Raw genomic sequence first — 22,790 nt, forward strand, 5'->3', positions numbered from 1 at the left:
ACAGAAATATCCGTTAGCGGGAAAAAAGCTTAAGAATTCGGTGATCCAAATTTTGACGTTATTCCTATAGGAAGTTCCTCATAAATTGGGATTTTGATGTTCACTTTAGAAATTGCAGATTAAACGTCTACTTATTTGAAGGCAGTTTTAGTTTTTGATGATAGGTTAAGGGCTATTTTTCCTATATAAAGAAAGGAGAGCGCACTCAATTCATAATGATGACGCTTACATAACGGGGCGGATTCGCACCGGGTGATGAGGGGGAATCAAGTTGACTTTAACTAGTTTGTTTAGGGCGCAGAAGGCAGGCCGAACAACACGAAGAGTTGTACATACTATGCTGGCAGTGATGCTGGTGATCGGATCGATTGTTGCGCTGCCGATGGATACGGCGCAGGCGGAGCAGGCGGCGCAGGAGGGAACGCCGGGCGGTATAGACGCTGCAGCGCTCCGCTTGTGGCTGAAGGCCGACCCGGGCAGTGTGACACTGGCTGGCAATGATGTAATGGTATGGCAGGATAGCAGCGGTAATGAAAATAACTTTGTGAACGACGGAAGCATCGCGGCGATCAGTAGCCGCAACAAACCAAAGTATGTGCAAGAACATCTGGATTTAAACAATCAGCCGGTATTAAAGTTTGTCCGTTCAGGCTCAGGCAGCATCCTCCAGGATACGGATGGTTTGTTCGCGGAGGGGGAAGAGATTGCTGCGGCCAGCGTCTTTACGGTAACCGGAGGATTGAACGCGGTCGATAACTCGTTGATCTTCAACCATATCGTATCGCAAGGCGGCTTCGGCGCACATATTCCTCATAAGAACGGCTCGACAAGCTCCACAATGGGCTCGGTCCTGTGGGATTCCGGTACCCGGACGACAGGCAGCGGGTATCAGCGGTTGACGGCAGGCGATCAGGTGCATCTGTCGCAATATAATATATGGGGACTACATCATAATGCCGCTCCAGTGGCCAGCGAATCCGTTTATCAGTCTGTTTCCCGCGACGGCTCCACCATAGGCCAATCGAATACCCCTCTGCTTCCGTTCGTTGGTCAAGCGGGCGGCGCCATGTCGCTCGGTTCGGCCGTGACGGGCGGCTCGGGCTTTGATGGCTATATGGGCGAATTCATCATCTTTACGGAAGCACTAACGAATGAGCAGAAGCGTCAAGTGGAGACTTATCTGGCAATCAAGTACGGCTTGACGCTGCCTGCAGGCAATTATTTAAGCGCTGGATCGGCGCCGCAAGTCGTCTGGAATGCCGCTTCTCAGACAGATTTTAACCATAATATTGCCGGTATCGGCCGCGATGTAATTGGCGGGCTGGATCAGCGGATGGGCCGCAGCAGTTCGGGCGGGGCGAGCTCCGTGCAGGTGCTGATCGGCACGCCAGATGGAGCAGAACTGGCGGACAAACAGTATCTGCTATGGGGCGATGACGGCAATACGGACCCTGCGGCTCCCTACGGGTCGGGCCATATGCGCCTTAGCCGCACATGGAAAGCGCAAAACACGGGAGGCGTCGGCAATGTGTTGATCGCGATTCCTCGCAGCGCAATCCCGCTAGGCGGCGTGCTGCTGACTGGCAGCTCGCGCGATTGGACTCAAGCGACAGTAACGCCGCTGACGGAAGTGTCGCTCCGCGGCGAGCTGTATTATGCGGCGGAAGCAGCGCTGGCGGACGGCAGTTATTTTACGTTTGCCGAGCAGAAGCCGCAGCTGCAATTGACTGATTTGACCATAACGGACGGAGGGCAGGCCGTTTCGCTGAATACGGCTTTCGATCCGAACAAGACGGACGGATATGAGGCGATTGTGCCGGCGGCGACGGAGAACATCGCTCTGGAAGCGCAAGCGCCGGATGCCCTTGTTGAGATCTATTTGAGTAATTATGAGACGGAGCGCATGTTATGGTCGGGTGGAGACGATATTCCGCTCTTGCCGGGGGTGAACCGATTGAGTATTGAGTTAAAGGATGAAGGGGACGGTCCGGTGCGCAATGCGTACAGCCTGGACATTGTTCGGCGGCTGCCGCTTGACACAGATGGACGAATCGTCCTGCATGCGGGCTCTGTTACGGCGAGTTCGTCGCAGCCGAATACCAGCTACGTTCCGGCCAATGTCGTAGACGGCGTTTGGGGCGAGGATGCGGCAAGCATGGAGAGCCGCTGGTCGGCTTCAGGACATGGCCAGTGGCTGCAGTTTGATCTGGGCGAGCCGCAGCGAGTGACGTATATGAACCTTGCGTTCCTAAATGCAAGAGAACGCTTGTCGAGCTTCGAGATTCTGGCATCTAACGAGCCTTCTTTTGAGAATAGTACGATCGTATTGCCTAGGCGAAGCGGCCGGACGCTGCAAGCGGAAGATTCTGTGCTGCAGCCCTACGTCATCACAAGTCCGATCGAAGCTCGATATTGGCGGTTAGTCGGTTACGGCAATAGCGCAAGCGGAAGCTCCGGCAACTGGAACAGCCTAATGGAAGCGCAGCTGTTTATTAGCGAAGCTCCGGTTGTTGTGGAGCCGGGGGGACCGGGAGGGCCGCCGGCTGCTGGCGATGTAGATGAGGATGATTTGCCGCCGCCAGTGCTGGTCAAGTTACAGGTAAGCTCGGCGGAGCAGCTGCAGCAGGCGCTGGATACCGTCGAGCCAGGTACGATTATCGAGGTTCGCAATGGCGTCTATGAGCAGAATGGACCTTTTGTAGTGCTGAACAAGAAGGGCTCGGCGACTTATCCGATTCGGATTGTGGCTGCGGAGCAAGGACAGGCCGTTATTGCTGGAAACAGCTATTTTCATATTGAAAATTCCGCTTATGTGGAGGTATCAGGCTTTGCATTCCGTAACGGAATCGGGGAAGAGGGAGGCAATACGACGCTTATCGAGCGGGGGCTTGAGAATCGTACGCTGACAGGCGTACATCCGGGCGTGCAATTGCAAAGCTCGAGCCATATCTCGATTTTGCGCAACAGCTTCGCCTTGAACGAGACGGGACAGCCGTACAGCTTCACCGCACCGCAGCTTGGAACCGTGACATGCCTGATCGATGTGCCGGGAAGCTGCCGGATTGGCGCTCTGGACAGCACCGGCGGAGAAAGCTACGACGGGCCAACTCCATATGATGATCAATCGTTCATAACCGCCAACGGTACTCACCGCCATTACATCCGGGTTGAGGGCGAGAGCAGCCATAACCGTCTTGCCTACAATGAGATTGGGCCTAAGAAAGGCTTCGGAGCGGTCGTCATTTACGATGGCGCCGGCCATACAGGACAAAATATTTCGCAATATGACGTTATTGAATACAATCATTTCTATGGCATTGGGCCGCGTGTAACCAATGGTCTGGAAGCCATTCGTCTGGGCCTGTCCAGTCTGTCGCTGTCGTCCGGTTACGTCACGATTCAGTATAATCTGTTTGATGGATTGAACGGCGAGGACGAGATTATTTCAGTCAAAAGCAGCGATAATATTATCCGGTACAATACGATCCGTAATTCATACGGCGGAATTGTCGCCCGGCACGGACATCGCAATAGCTTCTATGGGAATTATATTATTGGCGATGGCGAGACTCCGGGATTAAGCGGATTCCGCATTTATGGAAATGATCACAAAATTTATAACAATTACATGGAAGGGCTGACTGACCGCGTTATTCGTCTCGATGGCGGCACGCATGATGCGGGATCGGACGGGAGCATGAACCCGACTGTGCGCTGGGGATCACCGGAGCAGACAGCAGAGCTGAACAGCCTGTCGACGGAGCTGCGGACGGAACTGCTGCGCGGTCATTGGCGGCAGTACAATGTGCAAATATTCAACAATACGATATTAAATGTTGGCAACAATACGCAAGCGATCAGTCTGGGCGGCAGAACGTACCAGCCTGTCGGAACGAAGGTGTACAACAACCTCATATTCAGTAATGCGGGCACCATCTTCAATGAAACGGGCCCCGTGCAGAGCTCTCCCGCAAATGAGCGTCCGGTTTATTCCGGAAATCTGGTCGAAGGAACGGCAAATCCAACCAATAATAATGCGATAGCGGGCGGATTTGAGAAAAAGGCATTGAAGCTGGTGCGCAGCAAAGACCGTCTGATCCGTCTGTCGGCTTTCAGTCCGGCTATCGATGCGTCCAAAGCACCATATTTTGCTTCTGAGGATATGGACGGACAGCCGCGTATCGGCGGTGCAGATGTTGGAGCGGACGAATACAATCCGGCCGCTCCTGTTAGCAGACGGCCGCTGACGACAGTCGATGTCGGGCCGAACGCCGGAACGCGTCCGCCTGATACCGAAGGCGCTCCAGGACTGAGCGGAATGGCGCTGATGTCGGGTGAAAACCAGTTGCTGAACGGCTTTGATAAGGAAGCGAGTCATTATTCGGTAACCGTATCGTCTTCGATAAGCAGCTTGACACTTGTGCCGACAGCGCTCAGCGAAGGCTCGCAGATCGTGGTCACTGTAGATGGCGGCCAGCGGCAAGCAGTTGCTAGCGGACAGCCGAGCGGAGCGCTGGCGATTGCCCAGGATGGCAGCTACATCCTAATCGAAGTGACGATGCCTTCGGGCAAAAGCAAAACATACGCCATCGCTGTGAAGCGCCCCGCTGCAAGCGGCGGCGGGTCCTGGTATCCACCGCCAGCAACGCCGGCACCGGGCGAGCCGACTGAGCCGAATCCGGGCCAGACGCCGGAGCCACCTTCACAACCGGACTTCACGGATACCGGGAGTCACTGGGGGCGCGATCATATTGCCCAAGCGGTCGAACGGGGCATATTGAGCGGTTATCCGGATGGCAGCTTCCGTCCCGACATGTCCGTAACCCGTTTGCAGTTTGCGGTAATGCTGGTACGGGCGTTGAAGTTAGATGCTGCACGGATGGATAGGCAGTTTGACGATGGAGCGGAAATTCCAGATTGGGCTGAGGGAGAGCTTGGGGCAGCGCTGCAGGCAGGTATTTTGCAAGGCTACAATGATGGGAGGCTGCAGCCGAATCGCGCCATTAATCGCGCCGAGATGGTCGTCATGCTGCTAAGGGCTTATCCGTTGGAGAACGATATTGCCATGCCGCAGCAGTTTTCCGATAACGCAGATATACCTGGTTGGGCAAGCGAGGCTGTGTCTCAGGCGTCAGCTGCGGGAATTATTGAAGGGCGGGGGCTGAACCGCTTTATGCCGGGCGGTACCGCTACGCGCGCGGAAGCGGTGACGGTATTGCTAAGGATGCTGGAAAAGCAAAAAGGATAATACCAGGCTATTGAAAAACTCGTTTGGAAATTTTAACGAAAACTAGAAGGGTGTCGATTCATTGTGGGCAACTATTAGCAAGCAAAAAGAAAGGGGGAGCGAAGAGTAAGATTGGGAATGGAGAAGCGGCAGCGTTCGCCTTTGCAGGCCAATTTTATCCCTTAAAGGGATTATTTCATCAAAAAAATGGGACTACAACAGCGGTCGGAATCCCAAACTTGATTGCAGCTGCATACCTTTCGATTGTTTGTTGCCCTATCCACAATGAATCGACACCCTCACTAGTAGCGCTATTATACCGAAAACGCTTGTTGTACAAATCTAACGAAGATATGCGGCCTTATTTGGGGCAGGAAGTGCCTAAAAACGTGTTTTGTTCACACATAGAGCTGCAAAGCTTCGTTACAATCTAAAATGAACTGTTTTCGTTGAAATAACACTTGTCAGCTTCGTTAGAATTATTTTTCAACAGACTTATACAGTATTAGGATGTAGATTCATTGTGGGCAACGATTGATAAGCAATAAGAAAGGGAACGGAGAGCAAGATTGGGAATGGAGAAGCGGCAGCGTCCGCCTTTGTAGGCCAATTTTATCCTTTACAGGGGTTATTCATTCAAAAAATTGGACTACAACAGCGGTCGGAATCCCAAACTTGATCGCAGTAGCGCCACTTTCTATCCGCAATGAATCGACACCCTCTACGGTTTCAGATCTATAATCAGGAGTTGAACAGGTCGTGAAAGCATTAATTATTTCAGATATTCATAGCAACATCTATGCGCTGGAGGCGATCCGCAAGGCCGAACCGGATTGTGACGTCATTTATTGCGCGGGAGACCTTGTAGATTACGGGCCTTTCCCGCGGGAGGTTATCGAATGGGTTCACAAGAACGAAGTGATTTGTGTGCGCGGCAATCACGATGACATTATGATCGATATATACCGCAACAACAATGGCGGTCATGATATTGAGGAAGGCCAGCTCAAATGGGCGCATCACAATGCCCGACTGCTCGGCGAAGCGGAAATTTCCTTTCTCGAAAGCATCCCGGACTATCGCATATTTGAGATGGACGGCTGCAGCTACACGATGCAGCATCTATACGACAATTATTTGACGATCGACAGTTTGCCAAAGTACGATGCATTCTGGGCGGAACGCAACGATGGGACAATAAAGGCTGCAGGGGAGCGCCGCATTATTTTTGGACATACGCATCGCAGCTGCATTCATTTTTTGAGTGATACGAGCCTGTGGCTCAATCCGGGAAGCGTATCCTATCGCCGTCGCGACGATCCGTCGAAGGAAGCGCATTATTTCACGATTACCGATGGCAAAATAGCGATGAAAAGCCTAGTCTATGACCGCGCGCCCCTGCTCGAAGCGGCGCAAAAATTGCAGCTTACGGAAGATGATCTGAAAACTGCGTACTTCTTTTTCGGGTAAGCGGCTATAAGAGCAAGCAACTATAATAGGGATGTATCTGCAGCGTGCCTGCGGGATACATCCCTTATTTTTAATAAATTTTTACACATTTTGCATCTCAGTTTATATATTTATGCTTGCTTCATTTTTTGATACTATGGAACGGGGAACGTATCTTTCATAATAGAAGTTGTAAAGCTGCGGATATGATCTTATGAAGAATACGGAGGATGTCGATTAATTGTGGGCAACGATTAATAAGCAATAAGAAAGGGGAACGGAGAACAAGATTGGGAATGGAGAAGCGGAAGCGGTCGGAATCCCAATCTTGATCCTAGTGGCATCCCTTTCAATTACTTGTTGCTCTATTCACGATTAATCGACAGCTTCCTACGAGATGATATCTGCCTATTCTATAGGGAGCAGGTGGAAATATGACTTCTATTTATCGGGTATCAAATAGCGAAGAGCTGGCGGCAGCGCTTCACCGGGCAGAGCCTGGCTCTACCATTTTATTGGCGGACGGTGTTTACATTCGAAATGAAGATTATATGGTTAAAGAAAAAAGGGGATCGGATACCGCGATATTGAGCATTCGCGCCGAAAATAAAGGAAAAGCGACCATAGCTGGTGAATCGAGTATACACATCTTGAACTGTGATTATGTAGAGGTATGGGGCTTGCGATTCCAGGTCGAAGGGCGAAACTCGATCATCCTGGACGGATCGAGACATGTAACCATTGCACGGAATATATTTGAGCCGCGGCAGGTCGGAGGAGAATACAGCCTGCTGTCTGTTGAAGGAAGCGGCAGCGGCTGGAATCGAATCGAGCGCAATGAGTTCGGACCGAAAGCCGATCCTGGACCGCTAGTCGTTTTTGATGGCGACGGGAAGCAAATTTCGCAGTATGATGTCATTGCATACAATTATTTTCATCATATAGGTCCGCGCGTCGTCAATGGACTTGAGGCAATCCGGCTTGGCTTGTCCGGCATCTCTCTTTCGAACGGCTATATTACGATCGAGTACAACCTGTTTGAAAATTGCGACGGAGAGCCTGAGATTATTTCGGTCAAAAGCTGCTATAATACAGTTCGTTACAACACTTTCCTAAATTCTGCCGGTCAAGTGACGGCTCGGCACGGACATGGGAACCAATTCCACAACAATGTGTTTATCGGTGACGGTGTCAAAGAAGAGATGGGCGGGTTCCGTATTTATGGCAACGGTCATCATATTTTCGATAATTATATGGAAAACCTGACGCTGGATGCCCTGCTCATTGACGGAGGCAACTATGATGGAGGACTGGACGGCTATCCCGAAGCGCCGACTCAGGAGGAATTAAGGAAGCATTGGCGCACTTATCGCGCCTACGTGTCGAATAATACGATTGTCAATTGCCGGCATGGCATTACTTTGGGCAAGCGAGCTTCTTATGCACCCGAACAATGTGTAATCGCTTACAATCGGGTGTGCGGCGATGAGGAGCAACCGGTTATCCATGAATACCGCCCATCGCAGGCGGTTTACATCAGCAATGAGAAAGCGAATATTTCGGATATTCGCCGGCCGGCTATTCTGACAAGCTCAGCCGTCGGTCCCGACTCCGACTAAAATTAATGGGAGGCAGAGACTATGGCCCAAACTCGAAACCGGTGGACAACCTATCTGAAGCAGCTCCAACGCAAAAATCGCAGCGTATTTCTGACCTGGATGCTTTCCTATGTTTCAGTGCTGCTCGTGCCGATTCTGATCAGCGGTGTTATTTATGGAGCAACGCTGAATGTTGTAAAGGCCGAAATTAACCGCGCCAATCAATCTATTCTTCTGCAAATGGAGCAAGCCATCGACAGCCAGTTCAAAGGAATCGAGCGTCTTAGCCTCGAGATGAGCCTCAACAGACGAATCTCGGCATTCATTACGGCTGATGCCGCCCTGTCCGATTCGGATCACTACGAAATCTATCAAATCGCCAACGATTTGCGAATATACGAAATTGCCAACGATTTTCTCAATGGGATCTACATTTATTACAGTAATAGCGACACGGTCATTGCCCGCGACAACCGTTTGAACGGCGAGGAGTTGTATGACATTATTCGTTTTGAAGAGAATATGCCCTTCCAGTCCTTTCAGCAATATTTTAACCAATGGTATATAAAAGACTATCATTCGGTTGTCGTATCCGAAGAGAATGAGTGGCGGCCTACCGTCATGTATGCCCGGAATGTGACGTCAACGATTATGAATGAGCCGGGCGCCGTCCTGTTGTTCATGATCGACCGGAACAAGCTGCTGGAGCAAGCAACGGCGCCGGAGGAAGGAACCATTATTATTTTAGATGAAAAAAATCGGGTCATTGCTTCCACTGGCGATCCGCTGACGGAGCCTGCTGTTCAATACGATGACCTGCCGGGCGAATCGGGGCGACTCGAAACAGGGGCGGCCAAAAGCCGGCTTGTCGCTTCTTACACGACCTCATCCATTACTGGCTGGAAATATGTGATTACGCTGCCGGCAGCTGTCTACCATCAGAAGATGAATGTAGTGGAGCAATTAACCATTTTAAGTGTTTTACTTTGTCTGCTTATGGGCGGAGGAGTAACCTATTGGCTGCTCAAACGGAATTATTTGCCGATCCATATGCTGATTCAAAGCTTGTCGTTCAAATCGGGCGTTGCCTTCAACAGGGGCTCCAATGAATATTCTTTTCTGGAGCATGCACTGAATAACACCTTTCATGAGAAGGAAGAGCTTCATAACAAGCTGAATCAGCATAACAATACGCTCAGATCGCATTTCTTGCAAAGGCTGCTGAAAGGACAGCTTGACAGCCATATTCCGCTGCTCGAATCTTTCTCCGCTTACGACCTGAGATTTACGTCGGCCGGTTATTCTGTCATCTTGCTGCACATCGAGCATTTTGGCAAGTTTCATCGGGAGGATGAGGAGCAGGTAAATAACAAACGCCTGCTGCACTTCCTGATCGCCAACGTGGTCGAGGAGGTTGCGCGCAAGTCTGCCAACGCTTATGCGGTCGAATTGGATCAGCAATTGCTTGCCTGCATCGTCAATCATCAACTTATGTCACCGGCTGAGCAGCACAAGGAGCTGAGCCGCATTGCGGCAGAAACGATGTCGTTTATCTCCGATCACGCTCATGTGCAGCTGACCGCTGCCGTCAGCGCGCAGCAGGAAGGTGAATATGGCATCTTCCAGGCGTTTCAGGAGGCGGTCGAGGCGATGGAATACCGTATCGTCGCTGGCAGCGGAGGGATTATTCATTACGAAGATCTGGGCGGCGGCGATAGCCAGGGAAGCGCTCCAGGTTATTTCTACCCGCTTAAGGCGGAGCAGCAGCTGATTGCTGTCGTGCGCGAAGGCCAACTGGTTAAGGCGAAAGCGTTCGTCGGGGAAATCATCCAGAAGAATGTGACGATGGAGCCGTTTTCTTTTCATACTGCCAAATGTCTCATGTTCGATCTGATGGCTACGCTGCAAAAAGTAATCGGTGAAATTCGTATCGTGGGCAAGCCGCAGGATGTGCCGGACGGCATACGTGCTATCGAACGCTTGATGCAATGCCAGACGGTAAAAGAAATGCAAGGTCAGCTGTACGAAATGCTGGAGCTTCTGTGCAGCTATATTAACAACAATCGCGAATACAGCAGCAACCCTCTGATAGACAAGGTTATGAAATATGTTAACGATTACTACCATGACGAGAATTTGAACATTTCGATGATCGGAGAAGCCTTCTCCATGACGCCATCGTACATTTCCAAGCTGTTTAAGGAGCATACCGGAGAAGTTCTGCTCGATTATATTAACAAGACGCGACTGGCGCAGGCTAAATTGCTGCTTACCGGCGAGAAATATACGGTCAGCGAGATATCGTTGAAGGTCGGCTACAACGATGTAAATACATTCCATCGCATATTCAAAAAGTTTGAAGGGATAACGCCCGGGGGCTACAGGGAAGTGAAGTAGCCTTCGGGCTTTTCCTTTCAAGAAAAAGCGGGAAAGTAGCGATTTTGCTACTAATATTTTTGAGAAATTGCAGTATATTTTATGTTTTAACAATAGCTAGAGACGACGGATCGGCGTTACGATGAGAGCGGATTCACACCAACAAATTCGTGACGAAAAGAATGGAGGGTCACAATGAAAAAAAATAGCAACGGCAAGAAAAGCAAGTGGAAACAGCTCAACAAGTTCACTTTTGGAATCGTAATGGCACTCGTATTAGTATTATCCGCATGCTCCGGTAATGGGGGCACAAGCGGCAAGGACAAGACGGAGCCAACTCCAAGCTCTTCCAGCAATACGAGCACTCCTGGCAACAATGAAGGAAAGAGCAACGAGGGTGAGGATAAGCCCATTTATCCGCTGAATACAAAAGATACCTTCTCGTACTGGGCTCCAATCAACGGCAACTTAATTACATTTACAACGAACTTGGCGGAAGCGCCGATTGGAAAAGCGATTGCAGAAGCTACTGGCGTAAAAGTCGAATACATCCATCCGACGGACGGGCAAGCGGGAGAGCAGTTTAACTTGCTGCTCGCTTCTAACAAGCTGCCGGATGTACTAGAGTATGACTGGAGCATTTATCCGGGCGGACCGGAGAAAGCGATGGCAGACGGCGTTATTGTGCCGCTCAACGACCTGATCGACCAATATGCGCCGAATCTGAAGAAGATGCTGGAAGCAGATCCGGAATTGGATAAAATGGTGAAAACCGACAGCGGCCAATACTACGCTTTCCCGATGGTGCGCAACTCTGAAGGGATGGTCTTCCGCGGGCCTATGCTGCGCAAAGACTGGCTGGATGAGCTTGGGCTGCAAGTACCGGTAACGGTGGATGACTGGCATACCTTATTGACGGCGTTTAAAGAGAAGAAAGGTGCAAAGGCTCCGTTAACGGCGCTATACGCAGATAAAATGAACCTGCAGGATGCGTTCTTTGGCGCATATAAAACTTCGCATGGTTTCTATATTAACGATGAAGGCAAAGTAAATTACGGTCCGCTTGATCCTCAATACAAGGATGTTATAACGTTATTCCGCCAGTGGTATTCGGAAGGGCTGATTGACAAAGACTTCCCGATCGTCGAGCGCAACACGCTTGATAAGCGGCTCCTGAACGGGGAATCCGGCGCAACGGTCTTCCTGCTTGGCGGCGGTATGGGCAAATGGCTGGAGTCCGGCAAAGCTCAAGATCCGAATTATGATCTTATAGCGGCTCCTTATCCGGTATTGAATGCAGGCGAAAAGCCGTTCACTGGACAGCGTGATTTCAAATATAATCCGAAAGCAAGCGCAGCGGTGACGACATCGGCCAAAAATTTGGAAACGATCGTAAGATGGCTGGACTTCGCATTCAGTGAGCAAGGAACCTTGATTTACAATTTTGGCATTGAAGGCGAGAGTTACACGCTGGACAACGGAGTGCCGAAATTTACCGATATGATCGTGAAAAACGAGAAATACACCTCGCAGCAGATGCTGGCGCAATATACGGTTCCAAATGGCGCGTATCCGATGCATGAGCAAAAAACGACTAACACGTTCCCGCAACAGGATGATGCAGTCAAGATTTGGTCGGAGACCGATGCGGCAAAGCATATTTTACCTGCCTTTATTACGCCAACAGTAGATGAGAGTAAAAAGGTAGCGCAGACGATGACGGCAATCAACACGTATTTGGAAGAAATGTTCATTAAATTTGTAATGGGCAACGAGCCGCTAGACAAGTTCGACAGCTTCGTGAAACAGCTGGAAGACATGGGCATTCGCGATGTAATAAATATTTACCAAAACGCACTGGATCGTTACAACAACAGATAATACGATGCAATGGCTTCAAGGGGCGGGGGAGGTCAGCAACCTTCCTCCGCTGATTAAGCTGTATATGATAGGAGGAGTAGGAGATGGCTCAGTTGAAGCCAGAACGCAGCAAAGTCGCACATGCCGGACATCTGCCGCTGAATATTGCGAAGGATGTCGTTAAAAACAAGTTTTTGTACATCATGCTTACTCCTGTTTTAGCGTATTTCATTATTTTTCAGTATTTTCCGATGTATGGCGCAATCATTGCGTTTAAAGATTTTAATCCCCGGATTGGAATCTGGGGCAGCGAATGGGTAGGACTGCAGCATTTCAAAGACTTTTTTGGCGGCATGTATTTTTGGAGAGTGCTCAAGAACACCCTGTTGATTAGCTTATACGATCTTTTATTCGGTTTTCCCGCACCATTAATTCTTGCCTTGCTGCTCAATGAGGTGAAAAACGCGTTGTTCAAACGCGCTGTTCAGACGATCACTTATTTGCCGCATTTTATCTCGCTCGTTATTATTTGCGGCATGATCAAGGATTTTACAAGCAGCGATGGCGTTATCAACGACATTATCGTATTTTTCGGCGGCGAACGGATTACGATGCTGCTGGAACCATCCTATTTTCGGACTATCTTTGTTTCCTCGAATATATGGCAGCATGTAGGCTGGGGCACGATTATTTACCTGGCTGCATTGTCTGCGATCGATCCTGAGCAATATGAAGCTTGCAAGATCGACGGGGGCGGACGCTGGAAGCAGATGCTTCATGTTACTCTGCCTGGATTGCTGCCCGTTTTTGTTATATTGCTCATTCTTGATATTGGTCGAATTATGAGCGTCGGCTTTGAGAAAATTATTTTGCTGTACAATCCGACCACTTTTGTGACAGCGGATGTCATTTCCTCATATGTTTACCGGATCGGGCTTCAGGATTTTCAATTTAGTTTCAGCTCCGCTGTCGGATTGTTCAACTCTGTCATTAACTTCTCGCTTGTTATTGGCTCCAACTGGATAAGCCGGAAGTTGAACAATACGAGCTTGTGGTAGAGGAGGGTTCGCATGAAAGTAAGTATTGGTGAACAAATATTCCGGGTGTGCAATGTGCTGTTTCTAACTGCGCTTATGATTGCAACACTGTACCCGATTCTATACGTAGCTTTTGCTTCATTCAGCGAACCAGCGCTGATGATGGCGCATAAAGGAATTTTATGGAAGCCGCTGGGCTTCTCGTTTGAAACCTATGGAGCGGTATTCAGCAATCCGATGATTTTGCTCGGTTACCGCAACACGTTATTTATTGTAATTGCAGGCGTGGCTCTTAATTTGCTGCTCACTTCTTTTGCCGCATACGCCTTGTCCAGAAAAACGCTGCGGTACCGCAAGCCGCTTACGCTGTTTATCGTTTTTACGATGTTTTTCAGCGGCGGACTGATTCCGTTCTACTTGCTGGTCAGAGGCCTGGGCATTACGAACACGCTGTGGGCGCTTATTCTTCCTACGGCAATAAGCGCGTTTAATCTTATTATTATGCGGACATCGTTTGAAGCGGTACCGGATGCGCTGGAGGAGTCGGCCAAGATCGACGGCGCCAACGACTTTAGCATTTTGTTTCGCATTTTCCTGCCCCTTTGCAAGCCGGTGCTTGCGGTAGTAGGTCTGTATTACGGGGTAAGCCATTGGAACTCGTGGTTTAATGCTATGATCTTCCTGCAGGATCGATCGCTGTACCCGCTGCAGCTCATTCTGCGTGAAATTTTGATTATCGGCGAGGCGAACTCGATGGCGGAGGGGGCGTCCCAGGATGAAATTATTATATTGGGCGAGACGTTGAAGTACGCCACAATTATGGTAGCGACAATTCCGATTTTTATGGTATATCCGTTCCTGCAAAAATATTTTGTTAAAGGCGCCCTGATCGGGGCTATCAAAGGTTAGAACAGAAGGAGTCGACTTTAGAGATGAGCTATGAGAATATAAAGCTGCAAGAGTCTGAGCTGTCGGTCTGGTGGGATCAAGTGAAGGTTAAAGTAGATCATATGATCGAAGCGGGCTGGACTGAAGCGCCCCATGCTTCGGCAGCCGGCAAATATGACCAGATCAAGGTGGATCAGTGGATTTCGGGCTTCTGGCCGGGCATTCTGTGGATTATGTACGATCTGACCGGTGAGCAGCGTTATCGGGAGGCGGCGGAGCCTTGGGACGAACGGATGGAGCAGTGCTATTTGAGAGAAAATCACTTTCATCATGACGTTGGTTTTCAGTTCCTTCCTACCTCAGTTATTCGCTACAAGCTGACTGAGGACCAGGAGGCGCGGAGGCGCGGCTTGTTCGCTGCCAACTTTTTGGCAGGGCGCTTTAATCCGGCTGGTCAGTTCATTCGGGCCTGGCCGCGCAACCAGACAGGCTGGTCAATCATCGATTCAATGATGAATTTGCCGCTGCTGTTCTGGGCGAGCGAGGAAAGCGGCGATCCGCGTTTCAAGCATATCGCGACAGCTCATGCAGATATGGTGCTGCGCACGTTTATTCGCGACGATGGCTCGGTGCATCATATCGTTATCTTCGATCCGGAGACGGGCGAAGTGGAGCGTTATGACGGCGGTCAGGGCTTTGCGCCGCAATCTTCCTGGTCGCGGGGCCAAGCCTGGGCGATCTACGGGATGAGCTGCGCTTACCGCTATACGGGCGACGTACGCTATCTGAATGCAGCGAAGCGGGTGGCGCATTATTTCATCAGCGCGCTGGCGGAAGACGATGTGCCGCATTGGGATTTCCGTGCGGCTGCCGACTTGACGAACGAGCCGCGCGACACTTCGGCAGCTAGCTGCGCTGCGTCCGGTCTGATCGATATAGCATCACAGGTGGAACCGGAGGAAGCCTTTTTGTATCAGCGGGCGGCAACGCGTATCCTTCGCTCATTGTCGAACAACTACAGCACGCTCGACCAGCCGGAGTACGAAGGAATTCTGCTCGGCGCAACCGGGCATAAGCCGGTCAACACGAACGTCAACGTATCGCTGATCTACGGCGATTATTATTACATTGAAGCTTTGGCGAAAAGCAAGGGCTGGAACCGGCACATTTTTTAAATATGGGAATGTATAAGCTTACAGAATGCTAAGAAAAACTCATATTCTTAGCAATTACAAAAGGAGGGAGACGGGTTATGTATAAAGAGATGCTCCCGGCTCCGCGCGGCGGCGGCTTCCGGATGGAAGGTTATTGGGTATGGTGCGGTTCGGTCGTGAAGGGCGAGGATGGCAGATTCCATATGTTTGCGTCGCGCTGGCCGAAGACGCTGCCGATGCATCCCGGCTGGATGGTGGCCTCAGAAATTGTCAGGGCGGACTCAGACACACCTGAGGGGCCGTACCAGTTCCGCGAGGTTGTGCTTCCGGCAAGAGGGGCGGAATACTGGGACGGGCGCTGTACACACAACCCTCATATTGTCAAACATAATGGGAAATATCTGCTCTATTATACAGGTACGACCCATCCGCTGGACGATCCGGAGCCGCCCCAGACTTTCGGATTAACCGATCCGCAATGCATTGTGGCACGGGCTAACAAGCGGGTAGGCCTGGCTATCGCGGACAGCGTATTTGGGCCGTGGCGCAGGGCAGATGGACCGATACTGCCGACCCGTCCGGGACGCTTCGACAGCTTTCTAACCTCCAATCCGGCACCATGCGTCCATGAAGATGGTTCTGTGCTGCTGATTTATAAAGCGCGCCGGTACGAAGGCAACCTGCATGGCGATATGATGATTGGCGCTGCCTATGCGGACCATTACGAAGGACCATACCGGGTACTTAGCGATGACCCGGTGTTTCCGCCGGAGATGTATCATATCGAAGACCCGTTCATATGGAAAACTGCCGATGGCTACAGACTGATAGCCAAAGATATGGAAGGGCGACTATGCGGCGAAAAATACGGAGGTATATACGCCGGGTCACCGGACGGGCTGAAATGGAGCCTGCAAGAACGGCCGCTAGCCTATTCCCGGACGGTGCGCTGGGATGACGGCACGGTGCAGACGCTGGGTAATCTGGAGCGGCCGTTTCTGTTGTTCCAGAACGGAAAGCCCACCCATCTGTTCGCGGCTGTCTCTGACGGTACGGACGGTTTTATGGACGCTTCCGATACATGGAACATGGTGATCCCTTTAAAGCAATAAGACACGGGAGGACTTATCGATGAAAAACTATACAGCGTCGGCTGAACGGTATTCGACAATGACGTATAACCGCTGCGGCAAAAGCGGTATGAAACTTCCGGCGATTTCGCTAGGGCTTTGGCATAATTTTGGCGGCGTGGATGCGGTGGAGAATGGCAGGTTAATGCTGCGCCGTGCTTTTGACCTCGGCATTACCCATTTTGACCTGGCGAACAATTACGGGCCGCCGCCCGGCTCTGCCGAAGAAATGTTTGGGCAATTATGGCGCAAAGATTTTTCTGCTTACCGCGATGAGATGATCGTAGCTACTAAAGCTGGCTATCGGATGTGGCCCGGGCCTTACGGTGAGTGGGGCTCCCGCAAAAGCATGCTGGCAAGCCTCGATCAGAGCCTGAAACGCCTCGATATGGATTACGTCGATATTTTTTATTCACATAGATACGACGCAGAGACACCGCTGGAGGAAACGATGATGGCACTTGACCAGGCGGTGCGTCAAGGCAAGGCGCTGTATGTGGGCATTTCGAATTACGGAGCCGCGCAAGCACAAGAGGCCATCGCTATATTGCGCGAGCTGGGAACGCCTTGCCTGATCCATCAATGTCAATATTCCATGTACGAACGGACACTTGAAGCGGGTCTGCAGAGCGTGCTTGAGGAGGCGGGCGTCGGCACGATCGCCTACAGCCCGTTGGCTCGCGGGTTGCTGACGGACCGTTATTTGGATGGTGTGCCGGCGGACTCGCGGGCGGCTGGAGCGAGTGTGTTTCTAGGTCGCGAGGATATTACCGAAGAGAAGCTGAATAAGTCGCGCAAGCTAAATGAGCTTGCCCTGCTGCGAGGACAAAGCCTGGCGCAAATGGCGGTAGCCTGGGTGCTGCGGCAAGGGCGAGTCGCCTCCGCGCTGATTGGCGCGAGCAAGGCGGAGCAGATCGACGATATTGCGATGTTTTTGGAACACGCCTCGTTCACAGACGAAGAATTGGCAGCGATCGAGCGGATTTTGGGTGCAGGCGACGAGTAGCAGCCAACTCGGCAGCGGTAAGACAACGACAAGACAACGATAAGACAATGGTAAGGTAACGACAAGGCAGCGACAAAAGGGGGGCGGTGGCGAATGCTAAAGCTTTCATTAAACGATTTGCAGACAGAGGGAAAAGAACATTTTCTAGGCAGTCTGCTGCCGGGGAAATATCTTTATTCGGGTGGGCTTGCATTTGCCGCGCCCGGGGAACGAAGCCATACAAACGATGGTCCCGGCGGGAGAGATTATCATGTGCATGCCGACAGGGAAGCATTCATTATTTTGCAAGGCAGCGGTGTAATGGTTGTGGATGGTATAAGGCATGAGGTGCGCACGGGAGACATCATCATCATTGAACCTGGCGAGGATCACCATCTTTGCTCTAGCATGGAGGAGCCGATTGTGGCGTTGTGGTGCCATGCCGGTCCAGAACGCCATCCTGATCAGCATACTGTGAACGATAATATTTGATAGTCAGCTTAATCGGGCAAAGCTCGAAGCGGAACGCGGCTTGTAGCTCGCCTCCATTGCAGCTCCTGTGTTCCCTTGGAAGAGGGAGGCGGGAGCTGCGTGCGTATAGAGGCAGGAAAACTCCGAGACAATTGGCGAAAAGGAGATGAACAAGCATGAAAGCTATTTTGGCAGGACTAGGGGAAGCGGGACTTGGCTGGTATGAGCGATTGCGCAGCAGGGAGCTTTTGCTGGCTGTCATTGAAAAGAACCCGGCCCGAAAAGAGAAGCTCAGAGACACTACCATACCTTTCTACACGTCGTTGGAGGAGGCGCTGGAGGAAGGGATACGGCCGGATTTTGTCGTCAATGTCACTTCGCCTGCCGCACATACATCAGTGAACAATGCCGCCTTCGACCGGGGATTGCCGGTGCTGTGCGAGAAGCCGATTTCGTTCGACTATGCGGAATCGTTAGCCATTGTAGCAAGGGCGAAACGTGAGGGGATTCCGTTTATGATTGCGGAGAACTATCGGCATTTCCCTTACATCCGCAAGCTGAAGGCATTGCTGGATTCTGGTGTAATCGGAGAGCTCTCTGCGGTTGAGATTGCTTTCCGGCGATATCATCGGGTGAAGCGCGACTATGCGGTTTCGGTGCTTGACGATATCGGCGTTCATCATTTTGACCTGCTGCGTTATTTGACAGGGCGCGAAGGCATAGCTGTTCAATCAGGCATGTTCAATCCGTCCGGCGGCTGGCAGGAGGAGGGTGCCGTGCTTCAGACAATGGCGATTATCGAGCTGGAAGGAAGCATACCGGTCCATTATTCCGCGACAATTACGTCTAGAGGGCCAATGACCCCATGGTGCGGCGATTGGCGCATAGAAGGAACGACGGGCGCCTTGCTGTTGGAGGGAGGCGCCATTCATATTTATTCGGGCGATGCGTACAAGGCGATCACTGAATTCAATGATATGCCCCAGAGCGATGCACTGACCGAATTTCTAGCTTCACTCGCCGAGGGGAGAGAAGCGGAGACAAGTGCCAGTGACTATTTGCGGACACAAGCGATTGTTCATTATACGATTATGGCTGCCAAGAGCGGCATGAGAACGACAATAGAGCTTCCGGCGAAGGAGGGAATGCGCCATGCGGGAATATAATGTGAGGGGCGGATGCAATTCCTCTAACGCTGCGCTGATCTGGGAGGAGGCGGCGCCCGGCGTATGGCGGAGCTGCATTGGCAGTCCGGAGGGAGTTACACCGCTGACGCTGATCGGAGCCGAGCCGGACAAGGCGGCGCTTGAACGGTTGGAGCCCATATCACCGCCGTTACGTTGGAGCGATATTACCTTGGAGGAAGGCGGCAGGAACAACGACAAGCTGCTGGTGCTGCCGCTTGACGGGAAAGAAAAGCTGTACGGCACAGGTTTACAGATGCTGCGCTCCAATCAACGAGGCAGAACCCGTTATCTTCGCGTTAACAGCGACCCGAAGCAGGATACAGGCGAGACGCATGCTCCCGTCCCTTACTTTGTTAGCGATAAGGGCTATAGTGTACTGGTGGATACGTCCTCCATTGTGACGATGCATCTCGGCTCGACGCTTCGGGCAGCGGATACCGATGCGGTGTGGATACGGGACCGCAATCTTGATCCGGAATGGAAGGCGACGATTCCGTCCCCGCGCGTGGAGATCAAGCTGCCGCGTGAAGGCGCATTTGTTTACCTGTTCGGCGGACCGACATTGCGTGATACGGTGGCGCGCTACAATCTGTATTGCGGTGGCGGAGCACTGCCGCCCAAGTGGGGGCTTGGCTTCTGGCACCGCGTGCCTACGCTCTACAACGCTGAGGAGGCGCTGCGGGAGGCGCTGGAATATAGGGAGCGGGGCGTACCTTGCGACGTTATCGGGCTGGAACCGGGCTGGCATAGCCGCAGCTATCCTGTTACATGCGAATGGGACGGCGAGCGCTTCCCCGATCCGCAATTATTTGTGCGTCGGATGGGCGAGGCGGGTTTTCGCGTCAATTTGTGGGAGCATCCCTATGTATCGCCGAGCAGCGGCATGTATGCGAAGCTTCTTCCGCTGTCCGGCTCTCATACGGTATGGGGCGGTATTGTTCCCGACTATGCGCTGCCCGAAGCAAGGGAAGTGTATAAGGAGCAGCATCTGCGGGAACATGTTTCACTCGGAGTAGCCGGCTACAAGCTGGATGAATGCGATGGCAGCGAGCTTACGAATAATGCCTGGATGTTCCCGTCCCATGCCCGTTTCCCTTCCGGCCTTGATGGCGAAAGTATGCGTCAGCTCTATGGTCTGATGTTCCAGAAAATGACCTATGATCTTTATCGCGGCGAAAACCGGAGGACTTACGGGCTTGTTCGGGCGTCCGGCGCAGGGGCTTCGTCTATGCCCTATGTACTTTATTCCGACCTGTACGACCATAAGCAGTTCATCAGGGCTATTAGCAATGCCTCTTATTGCGGCCTGCTCTGGACACCAGAGGTCCGAAAGGCGCGCAATGCCGAGGACTGGGTGAGGCGAATGCAAACCGTATGTTTTTCTCCGCTTGCGATGCTGAACGCATGGGGGGATGGCACAAAGCCTTGGAGTTTCCCCGAAGTAGCAGAGGTTGTGCGTCATTACATCCAATTAAGGATGCGGTTGCTACCCTATCTTTACAGCGCATTTGCGGAATATCGGGAGAAAGGGCTCCCGCCAATTCGCGCCATGAGCTTCGAGCTTTCACCCGCCCAGCTTGCCGACATAGAGGCCCGCAGCGCAGCAGGGGAGCATGAAGCTTCTGTAGACACGCTGGACACGGTTGCAGGAGCGTACGGCAAACGTAAGGCGCTGGAATGGGACGATCAATATATGTATGGCAACGATATGGTTGTTGCTCCGCTTGTTGAAGGTGAGACGGAGCGGGATGTGCTATTGCCGGAGGGCGTATGGTACGGTCTGGAGTCCGGCATACGCCATATCGGCGGAGGAATTGTTCGCGTGGTTCCCGGTATCGAGCGTATTCCGGTATTTGTCAGGGAGGGTGCGGTTATCCCAATGATGCCGCCGCTGCCGCATGTGCCGGCGAATGGTGCGAAGACGGAGCTGCATCTGTTCCATTTTGGCGAAGTGCCGGGGATGTGCATGCTCTATGATGATGATGGCGAGACATTCGATTATGAGCATGGCGGCGATGGAAACTGGTGGCGCGCCTCTGTTGAACTCGATAAAACTGGAAAGCTGCGCGGCCGGTTGGAAGGTGAAGGAGAGCTGCCTCCGTCCTACAGCAGCGTGGTATGGCATCTGCGCCAAACGAGCTTGCTAGAACATACTGAGTAGTCTCAAATGAAAAGTCCTTCGTGGATCTATAAAGTGTACCCTATCAAGTAGACAATTTAAAAAAGTCTCTTGATAGGGTGCTTTTGTTTATTTATTCCATTTTTGGTATGCTAGATAATAGATTCCTGCCTGTTTATTTTGGAAAATATAATGAGAGGATTTGTTTTTCAAAAAATGAAAAAAACTTTAGCGGTCATTCTTTTCATTTGCATAAGCGCAATAGGGGTATATTTTTATTTCAATTCTAATCAAGAAAAAGAGCAAGCTATAAATATTCAAACACTATTCAGCAAGTGGGATAAAGGGGAAGTAAAGGATTCGGAGAAAGCGGATATCATGAACGCATTGGCCGAAAGTGTAAGTAAAAATCCGCAGATTACTATTAAAGAGATAGAAGCATTATCGAATTATATTTCTGTTTTTGAAGCAGATAATCTAAGAGTCATTCAATATATCGAAAATCCGGAATTTTACGGTTCCAGTGGACGTGAGAGCTATCATCTTGTGGTACATAACAATCAAACTAAAATGCTCGGCAGTAAGGGAAGCATGCGAATTGAAGAAATAATAAAAAGAGACGAGCATCTTTACTACGTGTATGCAACTGATTACAGAGTTTCCAATATTACAGGCATCCAGATTTTTAGTATTGAGCTAGATGGTCGTACATTGAATCGGCATTCTTTATTCAACAAAGAAGTACTTGCTGAAAAATTTGTTTATGATGATAAAAGTGAAATTTTATATTACGAAAATGGACACGTCTATTTTAAAGAAATAAGGGATAACGGGAATAATATTTTGATTTTTGCAGGAGATACTGACTTCATCATGCAATTGAGTGAGGATGGGTTTTATCTTGTAACACCAGTCTTTGAAAAGATAACGGAATAAAGTTAAAATATCATTATGTCAAAGAGTAGAGTGACTCGAGGGTTGATTGAAGATTGATATTCAACTAATCCTGACAGTCAGCTGCTCGAATAATTTAAGAGGGGTGTCCTTGATGACAACTAACAAGGAGATATCACCAGAACAGCGTGAAGTATTGCTCAAAGCATTGAAGGCCCGTTTTGAGAAAAACATGATCCGTCATGAAGGGATGGAATGGGCGAAAGTACAAGAAAAGCTGGAAGCTAGCCATGAAAAACTGTGGTCTCTCCATGAAATGGAAAGTACTGGCGGTGAGCCCGATGTTGTTGATTATGATAATGCGACGGGCGAATATATTTTTTATGATTGCTCAGCGGAAAGCCCTAAAGGGCGC

15 protein-coding genes are annotated in these 22,790 nt (G+C 50.8%); all 15 read left to right on the plus strand.

What is annotated here, in order from left to right; all coding sequences use genetic code 11:
• Positions 1-271: 271 nt before the first annotated feature.
• On the plus strand, positions 272-5,248 hold the full coding sequence (locus ACRRU2_RS15825; RefSeq protein WP_432503142.1) for a chondroitinase-B domain-containing protein: 4,977 nt from the start codon (positions 272-274) through the stop codon (positions 5,246-5,248).
• Positions 5,249-5,986: 738 nt separating this feature from the next.
• A complete protein-coding gene (locus ACRRU2_RS15830) occupies positions 5,987-6,697 on the plus strand; it encodes a metallophosphoesterase family protein (RefSeq protein WP_432503144.1) in 711 nt (236 codons plus the stop codon).
• Positions 6,698-7,110: 413 nt separating this feature from the next.
• Complete coding sequence (locus ACRRU2_RS15835; protein ID WP_331699876.1) at positions 7,111-8,295, plus strand: polysaccharide lyase 6 family protein; 1,185 nt, start codon at positions 7,111-7,113, stop codon at positions 8,293-8,295.
• Between the two features lie 21 nt (positions 8,296-8,316).
• Positions 8,317-10,671, plus strand: coding sequence for a helix-turn-helix domain-containing protein (locus ACRRU2_RS15840; RefSeq protein ID WP_432503146.1), 2,355 nt, complete (start codon positions 8,317-8,319; stop codon positions 10,669-10,671).
• A 174-nt stretch (positions 10,672-10,845) separates the two neighbouring features.
• Positions 10,846-12,531 carry an extracellular solute-binding protein gene (locus ACRRU2_RS15845; protein WP_432503149.1) on the plus strand — a complete coding sequence of 562 codons (1,686 nt, stop codon included), beginning with the start codon at positions 10,846-10,848 and terminating at the stop codon, positions 12,529-12,531.
• A gap of 83 nt (positions 12,532-12,614) precedes the next feature.
• A complete protein-coding gene (locus ACRRU2_RS15850; RefSeq protein WP_432503151.1) occupies positions 12,615-13,568 on the plus strand; it encodes an ABC transporter permease in 954 nt (317 codons plus the stop codon).
• A gap of 12 nt (positions 13,569-13,580) precedes the next feature.
• Positions 13,581-14,456 (plus strand): carbohydrate ABC transporter permease, encoded by an 876-nt coding sequence (locus tag ACRRU2_RS15855; RefSeq protein ID WP_432503153.1) that lies wholly within the window; start codon positions 13,581-13,583, stop codon positions 14,454-14,456.
• 23 nt (positions 14,457-14,479) lie between these two features.
• A complete protein-coding gene (locus tag ACRRU2_RS15860) occupies positions 14,480-15,610 on the plus strand; it encodes a glycoside hydrolase family 88 protein (RefSeq protein WP_432503155.1) in 1,131 nt (376 codons plus the stop codon).
• Between the two features lie 464 nt (positions 15,611-16,074).
• Complete coding sequence (locus tag ACRRU2_RS15865; protein ID WP_432503157.1) at positions 16,075-16,701, plus strand: glycoside hydrolase family protein; 627 nt, start codon at positions 16,075-16,077, stop codon at positions 16,699-16,701.
• Positions 16,702-16,720: 19 nt separating this feature from the next.
• Positions 16,721-17,725: an aldo/keto reductase gene (locus ACRRU2_RS15870; RefSeq protein ID WP_432503159.1), complete on the plus strand. Its 1,005-nt coding sequence runs from the start codon at positions 16,721-16,723 to the stop codon at positions 17,723-17,725.
• Between the two features lie 93 nt (positions 17,726-17,818).
• Positions 17,819-18,196: a cupin domain-containing protein gene (locus tag ACRRU2_RS15875; RefSeq protein ID WP_331699868.1), complete on the plus strand. Its 378-nt coding sequence runs from the start codon at positions 17,819-17,821 to the stop codon at positions 18,194-18,196.
• A 155-nt stretch (positions 18,197-18,351) separates the two neighbouring features.
• Positions 18,352-19,341: a Gfo/Idh/MocA family protein gene (locus tag ACRRU2_RS15880; protein WP_432503161.1), complete on the plus strand. Its 990-nt coding sequence runs from the start codon at positions 18,352-18,354 to the stop codon at positions 19,339-19,341.
• A complete protein-coding gene (locus ACRRU2_RS15885; RefSeq protein WP_432503163.1) occupies positions 19,328-21,523 on the plus strand; it encodes a TIM-barrel domain-containing protein in 2,196 nt (731 codons plus the stop codon). The genes ACRRU2_RS15880 and ACRRU2_RS15885 overlap by 14 nt, the downstream gene beginning before the upstream one ends.
• Before the next feature lie 150 nt (positions 21,524-21,673).
• Positions 21,674-22,417: a hypothetical protein gene (locus ACRRU2_RS15890; RefSeq protein WP_432503165.1), complete on the plus strand. Its 744-nt coding sequence runs from the start codon at positions 21,674-21,676 to the stop codon at positions 22,415-22,417.
• A gap of 112 nt (positions 22,418-22,529) precedes the next feature.
• Positions 22,530-22,790: DUF4256 domain-containing protein (locus ACRRU2_RS15895; protein WP_432503167.1), on the plus strand; the 261-nt coding region annotated here is incomplete at its 3' end.

The sequence above is a fragment of the Paenibacillus sp. GXUN7292 genome, assembly GCF_050864975.1.
GTDB lineage: Bacteria > Bacillota > Bacilli > Paenibacillales > Paenibacillaceae > Pristimantibacillus.